The organism is Paenibacillus sp. Y859 (assembly GCF_056786405.1).
In genome coordinates, this window is record NZ_JBXCIZ010000001.1 from 86,355 (window position 1) to 99,544 (window position 13,190).

Annotated in this window: 14 protein-coding genes, 1 pseudogene and 2 riboswitches; of the genes and pseudogenes, 4 read left to right on the plus strand and 11 right to left on the minus strand. The window is 42.8% G+C overall.

The features are described 5' to 3' along the window. Positions 1–117 precede the first annotated feature (117 nt). The 8 genes from AC1TO8_RS00455 to AC1TO8_RS00490 form a co-directional block, all read right to left on the minus strand. Positions 118–303, minus strand: coding sequence for a hypothetical protein (locus AC1TO8_RS00455; protein WP_482053666.1), 186 nt, complete (start codon positions 301–303; stop codon positions 118–120). Positions 304–429: 126 nt separating this feature from the next. After that, positions 430–521, minus strand: a riboswitch (cyclic di-GMP riboswitch). 34 nt (positions 522–555) lie between these two features. Further along, on the minus strand, positions 556–957 hold the full coding sequence (gene mnhG / locus AC1TO8_RS00460; protein ID WP_482054457.1) for a monovalent cation/H(+) antiporter subunit G: 402 nt from the start codon (positions 955–957) through the stop codon (positions 556–558). Beyond that, positions 932–1,225 (minus strand): Na(+)/H(+) antiporter subunit F1, encoded by a 294-nt coding sequence (locus AC1TO8_RS00465; RefSeq protein ID WP_482053667.1) that lies wholly within the window; start codon positions 1,223–1,225, stop codon positions 932–934. Before AC1TO8_RS00465 ends, mnhG begins: the two co-directional genes overlap by 26 nt. Further along, positions 1,225–1,698 (minus strand): Na+/H+ antiporter subunit E, encoded by a 474-nt coding sequence (locus AC1TO8_RS00470; protein ID WP_482053668.1) that lies wholly within the window; start codon positions 1,696–1,698, stop codon positions 1,225–1,227. Before AC1TO8_RS00470 ends, AC1TO8_RS00465 begins: the two co-directional genes overlap by 1 nt. Before the next feature lie 6 nt (positions 1,699–1,704). After that, a complete protein-coding gene (locus AC1TO8_RS00475) occupies positions 1,705–3,183 on the minus strand; it encodes a Na+/H+ antiporter subunit D (RefSeq protein WP_482053669.1) in 1,479 nt (492 codons plus the stop codon). Further along, entirely contained in the window at positions 3,180–3,515 is a 336-nt protein-coding gene (locus AC1TO8_RS00480; RefSeq protein WP_482053670.1) for a Na(+)/H(+) antiporter subunit C, read from the minus strand. The genes AC1TO8_RS00475 and AC1TO8_RS00480 overlap by 4 nt, the downstream gene beginning before the upstream one ends. Further along, positions 3,515–6,385 (minus strand): Na+/H+ antiporter subunit A, encoded by a 2,871-nt coding sequence (locus AC1TO8_RS00485; protein WP_482054458.1) that lies wholly within the window; start codon positions 6,383–6,385, stop codon positions 3,515–3,517. The genes AC1TO8_RS00480 and AC1TO8_RS00485 overlap by 1 nt, the downstream gene beginning before the upstream one ends. 129 nt (positions 6,386–6,514) lie before the next feature. Then, positions 6,515–7,153, minus strand: a complete 639-nt coding sequence (locus AC1TO8_RS00490) for an adenine nucleotide alpha hydrolase family protein (protein ID WP_482053671.1) — start codon at positions 7,151–7,153, stop codon at positions 6,515–6,517. 447 nt (positions 7,154–7,600) lie between these two features. Here AC1TO8_RS00490 and AC1TO8_RS00495 point away from each other — a divergent pair. The 4 genes and pseudogenes from AC1TO8_RS00495 to AC1TO8_RS00510 all read left to right on the plus strand — a co-directional run. Then, positions 7,601–7,741, plus strand: a pseudogene (locus AC1TO8_RS00495) (DUF6944 family repetitive protein); the annotation flags it as partial. Between the two features lie 417 nt (positions 7,742–8,158). Beyond that, complete coding sequence (locus AC1TO8_RS00500; protein ID WP_482053672.1) at positions 8,159–8,341, plus strand: hypothetical protein; 183 nt, start codon at positions 8,159–8,161, stop codon at positions 8,339–8,341. A gap of 74 nt (positions 8,342–8,415) precedes the next feature. Beyond that, positions 8,416–8,494, plus strand: a riboswitch (ZMP/ZTP riboswitch). 59 nt (positions 8,495–8,553) lie between these two features. Further along, the gene (locus tag AC1TO8_RS00505) at positions 8,554–9,399 is read left to right on the plus strand and encodes a bifunctional 5,10-methylenetetrahydrofolate dehydrogenase/5,10-methenyltetrahydrofolate cyclohydrolase (protein ID WP_482053673.1); all 846 of its coding nucleotides are present in this window, start codon (positions 8,554–8,556) and stop codon (positions 9,397–9,399) included. A gap of 157 nt (positions 9,400–9,556) precedes the next feature. Next, the gene (locus AC1TO8_RS00510) at positions 9,557–10,417 is read left to right on the plus strand and encodes an AraC family transcriptional regulator (protein ID WP_482053674.1); all 861 of its coding nucleotides are present in this window, start codon (positions 9,557–9,559) and stop codon (positions 10,415–10,417) included. A gap of 334 nt (positions 10,418–10,751) precedes the next feature. On the opposite strand, the gene AC1TO8_RS00515 is transcribed toward AC1TO8_RS00510, so the two are convergent. The 3 genes from AC1TO8_RS00515 to AC1TO8_RS00525 form a co-directional block, all read right to left on the minus strand. After that, the gene (locus AC1TO8_RS00515) at positions 10,752–11,534 is read right to left on the minus strand and encodes a permease prefix domain 1-containing protein (RefSeq protein ID WP_482053675.1); all 783 of its coding nucleotides are present in this window, start codon (positions 11,532–11,534) and stop codon (positions 10,752–10,754) included. A gap of 6 nt (positions 11,535–11,540) precedes the next feature. Further along, positions 11,541–11,867: a PadR family transcriptional regulator gene (locus AC1TO8_RS00520; RefSeq protein ID WP_482053676.1), complete on the minus strand. Its 327-nt coding sequence runs from the start codon at positions 11,865–11,867 to the stop codon at positions 11,541–11,543. 321 nt (positions 11,868–12,188) lie between these two features. Then, positions 12,189–13,172, minus strand: a complete 984-nt coding sequence (locus AC1TO8_RS00525) for a hypothetical protein (RefSeq protein WP_482053677.1) — start codon at positions 13,170–13,172, stop codon at positions 12,189–12,191. Positions 13,173–13,190 lie beyond the last annotated feature (18 nt).

Consider the following 13,190-nt stretch of genomic DNA (forward strand, 5'->3'; position numbering starts at 1 on the left):
CATAAACCAGAAATTGGCCCAATCCCAACTTGCCCACGCCCTTTGATCTGTACATCCTTTCTGTACACCATAGGGATATATATATATTTTTTTGGGGGCACTCTGGGCGGATAGCCCCTAATCCTCTAGTTCATCCAACTTTGCTTCCAGTTCAGCCAGATGTCGCTTTGCTTGGTTCAATATTTCCTTAAGCTCTGCGGCTTCTGCTCGTTTTATTTCTTTTTTGACGGCCTTAATCTGTTGTTCCAGATAGAGAATATCGGATTCATTTCCTGAGTTGTTCCAGATCTGTGAATAAGTCATAGCCAGCCTCCTTTTTTCTCTACACATGGGTTTCAAGTCTACGATTCAAGTAAAATCTGGTTTCCACTTATCCAGATTAATCGATGCTGCTCTTGGAGTCTAGCTAATAAACAAAAACCAAACCACATGAACATCCCCGCTGTCATGCCGCATGTCATGCGATTTAGACCGGTAGCTTTGCGTCTTCCGTCTTTCCAACGGATATGAAAAAAGCCCGCATCCGCGGGCTTTCTGTTCTAAATTTATGATGTATCACTGTTCTTGAGGTTCAATCACTTCAGGTGTTACTGTCCGAATCCGTTGTTTCTCTAACTCCTCTTTCAGATCATCTTGGCCACTGTGTTTCCATAACGGAACACCGGAGCGATACGCCGCTCTGCCAGTCAGGTGGGAAGATAAAGGCGCAGTAACAAATACGAAAAGAATACCTATCAGTAGCTTAGTGCTAACATGATCGAGAAAAAATAAAAAGTAGAGAAACACGCCACTGAGAACACATAGCACACCGAGACTAGCACTTTTGGCAGAGGCATGTAACCTCAGATATATATCGGGTAGCCGAATCAGTCCATAAGCGCTAATTGCACTAAGGAGTGCGCCGAACAGAATCAACAACACCAACAGCAGTTCACCAGCTATCTTGATCATTTCCATGTTCAAGTACGACCCCCCTTTCGATATATCTAGCAAGGGCTGTCGTTCCAATAAAGGAAAGAATACCTATCAGCAAAATAATTTCGGTAAAGGCCTGCGTTTGTAGTAAGACAGAGAGAACAGCTACCATTGCTATCATATTAATTCCAATCGCATCCAGAGCAGCGACCCGGTCGGATAAAGAAGGTCCCTTCACCAAACGCCAGGCACATACACCAATGGCTAGTGATATGATCGTAAGTGATACTATAAGAATGAAATGGATCATTAGCGAGTCACCTCCAATATCGCACGTTCAAGGGTATCACGGATATTCGCTTTATACTGTGCAGGGTCATCAACATCCATCGCATGAATGAACAATGTCCGCTTATTATCCGACAACTCAAGCACTACCGATCCAGGAATAAGACAGATAAACGTGCTCAACGCTGCCACTTCCCAATCGGAAGTTAACTCTGTAGTATATTCCAGTATAGTTGGGTGAATATTAAGCCTCGGTCTTAGTATGACTTTCACTACTACATAACTAGAAACGACCAGATCCCGTAGTAGCATAAGAGTAAGTTTAATAAGCGCCCACACTTTTTCAAGATACAATCTGGACCAGAAACGCCGCATCCCGAGAAGTACGAGAATACCTAGCAGGAAACCAATGACGAAGCGAGACCCGGTCCAGTCATTGTGCAGGGACATCCATAGAAAAGCTATCATGAAATTCAATAATAATTGAAAAGCCATATTCATCTACTCCTTCATGACAGCGTTAATGTATAGTGCTGGATCAGCCAATACGGCTCCGGCTTGACCGACATATCCGTTTACCTTCTCAGCACCTACACCCAGCAGAATCACTATAACGAATAAGACAGCTGCCGGTGCCATCATAGCTTTATAACGAAGAGGCCGGACTTGCTCCTCCCCCTTTTCGCCCCCCCAGAATACCTGCTGGAATACCTTGATCAGGGAGTAGAGCACAATCAAGCTGGATGCCAGCGCGATCAGAGAAAGAACAACGTGATCCTCCCCGAGGCCACTTCGTACCATCATCACTTTTCCGGCAAAACCGCTGAGCGGTGGTACACCAACGAGCGCCAGAGTCAATATAAAAAACATCCAGCCAGTCCAAGGGTAACGGCGAATCAAACCACCCATATCCCTTAAGCGTTCGGTACCTGCCGCAGAGATAATTAAACCACCCAGAAAGAACAGCAATGCTTTGGCTACCATGTCATGCATTAAATAAAACACTACACCATTCAATGCATCCTGAGTAGCGATGGAAATACCAAAGGCAATAAAACCGACGCTGATGATGATATTATAATTAAAAACTCGACTAAGATCGTTGTAGGCCATCGCACCGATTGCGCCAAGAACCATCGTTGCTCCGGCCATCCAACCAATCAGTGTATGAGTCAGTTCAAGATTGTGAATGAAAATGAGTGTAAAAGTACGCGTAATTGCATACAACCCAACCTTGGTCAGCAATGCGCCAAACAATGCTCTGACGGCCAAAGGCGGCGCACTGTAGGAGTCTGGTAGCCAGAAAAAGAGGAGTAGCCCCGCTTTGATCGAGAATACAAGCAGTAGCAGCACCGCAATGACGTTCAGTACGCCCCCCTGCCCTGTCTCTGCCACACGTATGGCTAGATGAGCCATGTTCAATGTTCCAGTTGCTCCATATAAATAAGCGATTGTTGCCACAAACAAGCTTGAGGAAATCACGTTGATTAAAATGTACTTTAAGGTTTCCCGCAGTTGAACCTTGGTACCGCCGAGCACAATCATCGCGTAAGAGGCTACCAGTAGCACCTCGAAGCATACAAACAAGTTAAAAAGGTCACCGGTAAGAAAGGAGCCAAATACGCCGGTCAACAGAAAATGGAAAAACGTATAATAGTAGAAGCGTTCCCGTTCTTCGCCGATACTCGCGAAGGAAAAAAACAGGCAAGCCCCACCAACAACGGATGTGGTCAGCACGAGCAACGCCGAAAACATGTCGGCAACAAAAACGATGCCATAAGGCGGAAGCCAACCGCCCATATATAAGGTCTGAATGCCATCCTTACTCACTTGGTACACAATGAGCCCGGAAACAGCAATATTCAAAAATACACTGATTGCGCTGATGATACGTTGCAATCTAATTCGTTCTTTCAGAAAAATCAGTATAACTGCCGTAATGGCCGGAATCAGCAGAGGCAGCACTAACATGTTGTTCATTGTCTCTCCTCCTTGATTCCTTCCACATCATCCGTACCCGTCGAGCGGTAAGCCCGGTAAGCCAGAACAATGAAGAAAGCGGTAACCCCAAAGCTTATAACAATGGAGGTCAAGATGAGCGCCTGAGGCAAAGGATCGACATAGGCCTCTGCTTCCTCTCCAAGCAACGGTGCGGATCCAGTCTTGAGACCCGCCATTGTCAGCAGCAGCAAATGAACACCATGCGTTAGCAAAGTAGTTCCTAAAAGGATGCGCAGCAAGCTTTTGGAAAGAACTTGATAAACACCGACGCTAAACAATACACCGATCGCCAGAGCTATAAGGAGTTCCATTAATCATCCCTCCCGATCGTAAGTATAATATTCATGGTGACACCAATGACGGCGAGATATACGCCAAGATCGAATAACATCGCTGTCGTAAGTTCCGTTTTCCCAAAGAGAGGTAGGTAGAAATAACCAAATGCCTGAGTGAGAAATGGAGCACCGAACAAAAACGAACCAAGCCCTGTAAGAAAAGCAATCGAAACACCAATCGCTATTAGCTTACGATAATTGATAGGCAATACCCTCTCAATCATGTCCATCCCAAAAGTAATTCCCAGTATTACTAGCGCAGCGGAAGCCATTAATGCCCCGATAAATCCGCCTCCTGGATTGTTATGACCGGCAAAAAACAGGTAAAGCGAAAATATAAGAATGACAACGAATGCCACTTTGGCTACCGATTCCAGCAGCACATCGTTACCACGAGAATAACGTGGCTTATTATTATTAATTGCTCTCTTCAGCGGGGCGGGTGCTTCACCCGTCTCCGTCTCCAACTTCAACTTGATTATGGAATAAATAGCAAGCGAAGCAAGACCAAGCACAGTAATTTCAAACATAGTATCAAAACCGCGGAAATCAACGAGTAAAACATTTACAATGTTGTTACCGCCGCCTAGCACATAGCTATTCTCCACGTAATAATTCGAGATGGATTCAAACGGGCTGCTGCCTAGAGCAGCAAGTGCAACCAGTGTCATCGTTACACCGAATCCGATGGAAATGAGTAGTTTCGGCAAGCGTGCCCGAATTTTTAACGATTCTTTCTTCAGCTTCGGCAAATGTCGGAAACAAAGCAGGTACAATGCGACGGAAACCACTTCGACAATCATCTGCGTAAGCGCAAGATCAGGCGCTCGGAACAGAACAAAAAGCAAGGTAACCATATAACCTACCATTCCCGTTAACAGAATCGCTGTTATTCTGGAGTGTACAAACGGGATCACCAAGGCACCCACCAGCATAACTATAACAACAACAACTTCAAAGAACGAAATTGAGGCATATTGACTCATTCCAAAACTGATTCCATCTGTGTACAGCATTGTTCCGCCAAGCGCAACAATCAGGAAAGTGAAAATGTACATTAAATAATGACGCATGGAACCCGTCATATAAGTCCCAGTCAACCCTCTGGACAACTTTTCAATCAGCCGGATTCCTCCATCATAGACTTGATTTAAAGTGTATCCTCCGCCCCATTCTTTATATACAAGATTCCAGCGACCATAGATTCGGTAAACGATTATTCCGAAGACCACGACACCCATAGTCATAAATATCTCAGGTGTCCAGCCGTGCCAGAAATGAATGTTCACATTAAAGGGTTCTACTGCCTGTATGACAGGGTGAATTGCATTCATTGCAGGGATAATGATCGTATTGGACAACACGTTCGGAAAAAATCCAATTAAAATGGATAGAAGCGCTAGCAGGCATGGTGCCAACAAAAGGCCAATCGGCGCCTCATGTGCTTTTATATCCAGTTTCTCAGGCTGATATTTACCAAAGAAGGTCTGAAATATCAATATTATACAGTACGAAAAGGTACACACGCTGGCAATCCAGGCTACAATCGGAAAGAGCGTAAATAACGAAGGTATAGAAAGTATATCCAGCTGTCTAATATTCAGCACAGCCGTGAAAAACATCTCCTTACTCAAAAAACCGGAAAATGGAGGTAAACCCGCCATGGAGAAACTGCCGATCATTGCTATCGTGAAGGTAACCGGCATAAAGGAAATTAGCCCCCCCAACTTGCGCAGGTCACGGGTACCCGTTCCATGATCGACTATACCAACCATCATAAACAAGGAACCTTTAAATATCGCATGGTTAATAAGATGAAAGATAGCTGCCGTTGTTGCAGCGGTATAGAAAACTGACTCTTCACCTGTATAAAAAGCGGCGGCAGAACCTAGTCCAAGCAATCCCATAATCAGTCCAAGCTGACTGATCGTTGAATAGGCTAACAGAGCCTTTAGATCCGTCTGCTTCATCGCCTGGATTGAACCATAGATCAAGGTGATCAAACCGACGATTGAGACAATCCAGAACCACTCATGTTGCCCTGCAAACACTGGGCTGAAACGGGCTACCAGATATAGACCAGCCTTAACCATCGTTGCCGAATGAAGATAAGCGCTGACTGGTGTAGGTGCTTCCATAGCATCTGGCAACCAAATATGGAATGGGAACTGGGCTGATTTGGTGAAGGCACCCAGCAGAATCAGCAACATTGCCGGAATAAACAGCGTCTGTCCACTAATATCCGCACCCATACTCCAAATTTCGCGAATGCTGAAAGTGCCTGTCATCACGTAGAGCATCAGGAAGCCAGCGAACATCGCTAGACCGCCGAATACGGTAATCAGCATAGATTTCTGTGCACCATAACGAGACTTCTGCCTCCGATGCCAGAAACCGATCAGCAGAAACGACGAAACGCTTGTCAATTCCCAGAAACCGTAGAATACCATCATGTTATCCGAGAGCACAACACCAAGCATCGCTCCCATAAATAACATCAGATAAATATAAAAAGGGGTTAATTCTTCTTTGCGCTTGTCTAGATAATAAATAGAATAGATGATTACAAGACTACCCATTCCAGTAATTAACAACGCGAACAGTAAACTTAATCCATCTAGATGGAAAACCAGATTAATTCCGAGTGAAGGAATCCATGAGATGGTTTCATACCCCAAATCCCCTCCCTTAATAAGCGGAATCCGGGTCAAGAAATAAACGAACAGAACGAGTGGACCGAGAAAAACAAGCCAACCTCTGTGTAGGTTGGGTGCCCTCTTTCTTAAAAGCGCTACTACTAAGGCCAGTAGAAAAGGGACAAGTATGATTATATGCAGCAAAGGCAAGCCTCCCTTTCCATGTAAACAACTCAATTTGTGAACATTAGTACTTACTTTTTCACCAAAATCCAAAAAACATATGGATCTAGAGAGGCCTTAAGTAATAGGTCCTCTTCTAGATATATATACACCCGATTATAAAGACTCAGTCAATGTACCATCATAAATATTCAAATATCTTACCTTTCCATCTTCTTGCTCAATTCTGAATAAACCACTCTCAAATTCTGTATGCAGCTCGTGAAAAAACTTCCCTTTAAGCGAATACTCTCCTTTAGGTTCCTCACTGAGCTGATATTCATCCCCTTCTTTGACCAGATAGGAGATAACGCCTTCCTCATGTGTTTCTTCAAGCCCGGCGCTCATCCGTTGAACAGCCACTACATGCAGGTCGATCAAATTCATTTTGCCAATAAGTTCATTGACGAAATTACGTTTTGTAAGCTCCTGCCATCGCGTCTGGGCAGATTGTCCAATTATAATCTGTGTAACTTCCTTGTCTTCAGCAGCTTTTACAATAACATCTGTTGTTTTTCGGCCTTCGCGTTTCTGGACCATAAACTCCGCGCCAACTTCCTCAGCAAGACGTTTCCAGACCCTCATATACATTTCTTTGCTCTCATTATATTCATCGCTGTCCGAACTATCCACGTTTAATATAAACAATGGCGCTCCTATCAATCCAGACAACCGGACACCACGCTGGATTAAACGCTCCCCATGTGGACCATAATGAACACAAACCATAATTTTTTCATTGTGAATGACCTTCATCCTCCTGTAACATGGCCAAGAAATACAAAAGGAGCCCTTTGGTGTTAGGCCCCTTACGTATTCCTAAAACCGATAAGTATACTTAATTATATCTATCCTTATATTCTTTGTAAAGTTTACTGGTTCGGTTAATATCCATAAAAAACTTTACGAGTTCATAGTCAGTCAGGAACTCAGGCAGAATCGGCAAAGAATAGACATACCCGATTTCCTGCTCACTCAACTCCCGAACATGCCCATTGTCTTCCAAACGTAATAGGAGACAGTTCAGTTTCATTTCAATAAGAGCAGTCATTCTTTATTCAAGTGATTAAGAGAATATCCACACCAAAATGAAACAATAGTCGTATATTGAAACAATCCTTATTTTTAGTAGTATAAAGAGAGGGGACGATCTTACTGGCCAAGCAAATAAGCATTGAAGAGCAGCTAGCCGCCTTTGCTTGGCTGCAAGCTCTAGGAACCAATCTTGCAGCTCTCGGTCAGACCAAAAGTCTGTCCAAAAACAAGCAGCATCAGGCAGAAGCTCAAAAACTGTCCATTATTGGAAATGCAATGCAATCCATATCTAATGCGGCACAGGCAGAATTGACCGCAGAGCTTCGGAGGACCGCGTCTAATAAAGAGTCTAATGATTTAACGGTTGCAGGCAACTGGCTTCAATCCCTAGGAAATGCGTTACAAGTTATTGCAGGAGTTAACGACAGTGCAAACAGTGACGGGAACGGGAACAGGAACAGGAACGCAAACAGAAGCAAAGACAGACATTCCTCAAAGACCAAGAGGTGATTAACTCATCTTCACGAGCATACTCTGGTCTTTTTTATTTCGTTAAAGTTTCAAGACCCGCCTGTTAAATAACGTGCAGTATGTTCACGCGGGTATGCTCCTCAAACGGCTCCTGTCCTATAACTACTATACGATGCCTTATGCGTTGAAACTAACCGATTCGATCTCCGTTCCCGGTTGCATGTTGCTACGGAGCACGCAATACTTTCCATAAAATTGGAAGGTCATAAGACAGTGACTCATGAGGTACATGCTCAGGAATGGCGTGAGAGCTTGCTTATGGAGAATATCAATATACCAAGCGGCAAAGTTCGAATGATCATTCGTGTCCTTCAGAGTCAAGTAGATTTTGATTGGATTGGATTGAATTTTCCTTTAATGAATAAAATGATCAACTAAAACTAGTAGGCAACACTCAGCCGTTGAAAATCCATTGAAGATTTTGTCTTCCTCTGTTATGATTACGTCATAAATTGACTATGTGTAACTGGCGGAACATGGGTAACCATGAGGGAGCACATGGATAACTGGCCGTACGCCTGGGCGAAGGTAAGGGGAGATTGTTCCCCTTGCCTCTTTATGTTTCTATCAAACTAAAAGGTGATGATGAGATGACAGCAACAACATTAATCTTGGATGGAAATCAAGTCGCAACTAGAATTAAGGAATCTTTAGTAGGAAGAATCAATCGTCTGTCTGAAAAAGGTATTGTCCCATGCTTGGCGACCATATTAGTCGGTGATGACCCGTCATCAGCAACCTATGTAAAAATGAAGAGTAACGCTTGTAAGCGTCTTGGGATTCAATCCATTCGTGTTGATCTCCCCAAAAATACCTCGACGGATGAATTAATTGAAGTTATTAATAAACTGAATGCAGATACTAATGTACATGGAATATTGTTACAACATCCCGTTCCGAATCAAATCGATGAAAGAGCAACATTTGAAGCCATAAGTATTGATAAGGATGTAGATGGGGTAACCACTTTAGGATTTGCCCAGAATGCCTTTGGTTTCGCTAACTTCCCTTCTTGTACACCAGCAGCAATCATTGCCATTTGTGAATATTACAATATACCTATTGAAGGTAAACACGCTGTTGTGATTGGGAGAAGTCCTATCCTTGGAAAGCCTGTATCTCTCATGCTGTTAAACAACAATGCAACAGTAACCGTATGCCATTCCAAAACAACTAATTTAGCAGATTTGGTTCGTTTAGGTGATATTGTTGTGGCAGCGGTTGGTAAGCCCCAATTTGCTCAAGGGGATTGGATAAAACCAGGTGCTGTTGTATTGGATGCTGGTTACAATGAGGGTAATATTGGGGATATTGATTATGATAATTGTCTAAAAAATGCCTCCGCGATTACTCCGGTTCCAGCAGGTGTCGGACCAGTAACAATAGCTACATTACTAAAACATACTGTTGAAGCCGCAGAGAAATTAGTTCAATAGATCACTAGCCCATAAGGTGTACGGGACAGCCAATTCCTTAGCTAAGACTCAAGCATTGATTATTATAATACCGATGTTCCCTGTCTTTTAATAGCATGGAATAACAGGAACATTGAACGTCAGCATGATAGGATGAAATCAAGAGGAGATGGCAAACATGGAATGGCTTATCCGAATGAAGGAAGCTCTAGATTATATGGAGAGCAGGATGGAGGAACCCTTTAATATTGATGATATCGCAAAAGTTGCTTACTCCTCCCCTTTCCACTTCCAGCGCATGTTCCACATGCTGACCGGAGTATCGGTTGCAGACTATATTCGCAGACGTAGATTGACGTTGGCGGCACAGGAACTGGCAGTGTCTAAAGTTAAAGTGCTAGATGTAGCTCTGAAATACGGATATGAGTCTCCTGAATCTTTTGCCAAGGCGTTCCGCAAGGCACATGGTATTGCACCTTCTTCAGCGCGAGAGCCAGGGATACAGCTTAAAGCCTTCCCCCGCCTCTCCTTCCATCTATCATTGAAGGGAGATAAGGAAATGGAATACAGAATCGTGGAAAAAGAAGAATTTATCGTTATCGGCAAGTCCACTGAGGTTTCAACGAGAATGGGTGAGAATACTAAGGTAATCCCCCTCCTCTGGAAGGAAGCAAACGAAGATGGAACCTCAGATAAGCTTGCTGAAATTGGTGTAAACAAGGATTTACTTGGTATCTGCACAGGGATGGATTATACCAAAGAAACATTTGCTTATTGGATCGCCGTAGAAGGAAACCTTGAAACTGACCTGCAAGGTTATGCATCCACTGTTATCCCTGCTGCGAACTGGGCTGTATTCACATCAGTAGGACCTATGCCACACGCCATTCAGACGGTGTGGGAACGGATATTCCAAGAATGGTTCCCTGGAACAGGTTACGAGCATGCAGGTAGCCCCGAGTTTGAACTATACCTGCCGGGTAATCCGAGTGCTGAGGATTATCGCTGTGAAGTGTGGGTTCCAATTAAGAAAAAGTAAAACGTATTTTAATAGGAAATGGCAGGTCAAGGGTTTATCCTAGGCCTGCCATTTCCTATTATTCGGTCTATTACAGATGCAAGCAAATCTTGCTTCCTTTGAACCCTGTATCGTCAACTGGAATTCCACCAAGTTGCTAGTCTACAAAAAGCTTTTTTCTTTTAATAATATTGTAAGCTGAAGAAAATACCCCTAATAAAATGCCCGTAATCGGGAACACAATCCAGTTCATGCGCCATTGATAGAACACGAATCCCATGATTAGGAAGATACAAACGGCAATGGGCCAAATGATAGAGGAAACCGCCCAAATCACTCTAATCTCCTCTTTCTTTTACTTCGAGTATTCACCGGTTTTCAAAAGCATATCAAAGCTCTCCCAAATGGCGCTGTAATAGATGAACAAGAAGACGGCGATGGCAACGACACTAAGCATGATAACGACACCATACGAAGATGCATTACCTTCAAAAGCCGAGGTCAAAAAAATAAAAACCGGGGATAACACACACAAACATACTCCAACAATGAGAGATAATGTATAGGATGAGGAAAAAGCTTCTTTCTTTTGAACAATAAGTGCTCTTAGCTGGTAAGACAGATCAAATTCATCCTGCAAATGCTTATACTTCTCCATAAGACTACTGCTATAAATAAAGATTCCAATGGCTGGAGTAATGAGTAAAAACATCGCAATCACACCATACAATCCCGCGTTATCTTCCGACAGTTTCCACCCTAGCAGACCATCTTCGAATAATGTAGTAATTAGAATCAATAAAGCTGGTCCAATGATACATAAAGCAACGCCAATACCATTCAGCAGACCGGATTTCTTTTTAGCTACCAAGAATCCTTCTGCTTGTTGCTCTGTTAGGAGGGGAAGAGTCTCTACCTCATCAGTCTGTATGATTCCGAGCTCGCTGATTAATTCATCTATGTTGCCAAACTCTGAAATAACGATACCTACAGCCTCATTTTCTGATTTCCCTTCATTTTTAAACTCATAATACTTATCCTCCATACTAGAGAGCATATCCTGTTTCAATTTGAGCATTTGGGGAATTCTTGGTAAGGCAGCAAACATATTGTCCAAGTAACTAATAATCGTTTCCATGGTTTGTCACTTCTCCCTAATAAATTTATTGATGACCTCTTTCGTTACTTCCCACTCCTCACATTTCTCATGGTAGTAATTCAGACCGTCTGGAGTTATCTGATAATAGGTACGTCTCTTTCCAAAGGTCTCGTCTTTATAAAAAGAATGAATATAACCATTCTTCTCAAGCCGTGCGAATGCAGAATAGAGTGTAGTTTCTTTCATCACATATTTCTCTTCTGACATCTTTTTTATATTCTTAGATATTTCATAACCGTAAGACTCCACATCTAATAACATATACAGGATAATGGTATCGTTATATCCTCGAATAACATCACTGCTGATCAAATAATCAACCTCCTTTACTGCATCTGTCGTACTATACCTGTCGTAGTAAAAATACTATAACATATTTACTACGACAGATAAAGTAATTTATCAAGAAATAGGCTCAATCCTACAATCCATGGAAGTGACTTATTACCTATAACAGCAAACTACTTATGGTGCTACACATAATTAGCCTTACGATCGTATTCAATAAAGCCGATGGGAAAAGGCAAGAGGAGATCGATCCCCTTGCCTCTTTATGTTTCTATCTAATCAAAACAACTAATTTAGCAGATATCGTTTCATTAGCTTAATAACTATATCCTCCGCTGCCTTCTATTAACGCAGTCCAATATCGTGAAAGCGGTTAGTGATCGGTTCACGCAGTAACATCTGGATTGACTGAATCGCAGAGGTCTCAGCCATTTTAGCATCAAGGAATAATTCAATTAGTTTGTTTATTTGCAAATGAGTAAGGGGACGAGTCGTATTCAACTCAAATACATCGATTTTCTTTATAATCTCATCGTAGATCGCAGCTAGTGTAATATAATGTACTGCTACTATTTTCAAGGCTGGCCAATAATTGCAGGCCTCCTCTGTATACCTTGCGGCATCCCTTTTGTCTGCGGCATATATATTAAATGTTGTATATGCCCCCTCGGCATCGTAGTCGCCAGAGCGCAATGCCTCCACAATGGCGTCGTAAGCTTTCAACCCGCAGGCATATTCGGACTCAGGAAGCATTAGATCATGAGTCTCCCCTTTGAAGACCGCTTGGATAAAAGATTCCTTAATCACCTGAAGCATATCTATTTCCAATTGATCTTCGTAAACTTGGTAGTACCAATAAGGAGAATGGTTCTGGCCCAATTCACCGAAGGGTATTTCCTTATATTCGATTGTCTGACCATCCGTATAGTAAAAAACCTCCTCGTTGTCATTGTATCCGTTAACAATAACGAATTGGTCTTTCCATAGAACAGCGCCCGTTCCACGATCAATAGCATTTTTTATATCCGTGATGGCATGTTGCTGATAGAGGGGAAACGTTGGTGCAAAATTAAATCCGGCACTCTGTGAAGCTGTAATCCCGACAAGATCAGCTGCAACGAAATGCTCAGCCATCCAATTGTAAGCTGTGGCTGAGTCCATATGTAGCTTTCGATTCACAGAAAAACGAAAGCATGCAGCCGTCATCCCAGATAACATATACTTCGGTAAGGAAAACCAGCCCTTCCCCGACAAAATACCATACATGGCATCCGTAAATGAATAGGATTCCGGACTTAATCGGAGTGTATGTACAATAACTTGTTTCATTCCCTGATTTCTCTCCTT

What these genes read in the sequence shown, in the direction of transcription:
- AC1TO8_RS00455 (WP_482053666.1), bottom strand. Translation starts at nt 303, where the DNA reads ATGACTTATTCACAGATCTGGAACAACTCAGGAAATGAATCCGATATT.
- mnhG (WP_482054457.1), bottom strand. Translation starts at nt 957, where the DNA reads ATGGAAATGATCAAGATAGCTGGTGAACTGCTGTTGGTGTTGTTGATT.
- AC1TO8_RS00465 (WP_482053667.1), bottom strand. Translation starts at nt 1,225, where the DNA reads ATGATCCATTTCATTCTTATAGTATCACTTACGATCATATCACTAGCC.
- AC1TO8_RS00470 (WP_482053668.1), bottom strand. Translation starts at nt 1,698, where the DNA reads ATGGCTTTTCAATTATTATTGAATTTCATGATAGCTTTTCTATGGATG.
- AC1TO8_RS00475 (WP_482053669.1), bottom strand. Translation starts at nt 3,183, where the DNA reads ATGAACAACATGTTAGTGCTGCCTCTGCTGATTCCGGCCATTACGGCA.
- AC1TO8_RS00480 (WP_482053670.1), bottom strand. Translation starts at nt 3,515, where the DNA reads ATGGAACTCCTTATAGCTCTGGCGATCGGTGTATTGTTTAGCGTCGGT.
- AC1TO8_RS00490 (WP_482053671.1), bottom strand. Translation starts at nt 7,153, where the DNA reads ATGAAGGTCATTCACAATGAAAAAATTATGGTTTGTGTTCATTATGGT.
- AC1TO8_RS00505 (WP_482053673.1), top strand. Translation starts at nt 8,554, where the DNA reads ATGACAGCAACAACATTAATCTTGGATGGAAATCAAGTCGCAACTAGA.
- AC1TO8_RS00510 (WP_482053674.1), top strand. Translation starts at nt 9,557, where the DNA reads ATGGAATGGCTTATCCGAATGAAGGAAGCTCTAGATTATATGGAGAGC.
- AC1TO8_RS00515 (WP_482053675.1), bottom strand. Translation starts at nt 11,534, where the DNA reads ATGGAAACGATTATTAGTTACTTGGACAATATGTTTGCTGCCTTACCA.
- AC1TO8_RS00525 (WP_482053677.1), bottom strand. Translation starts at nt 13,172, where the DNA reads ATGAAACAAGTTATTGTACATACACTCCGATTAAGTCCGGAATCCTAT.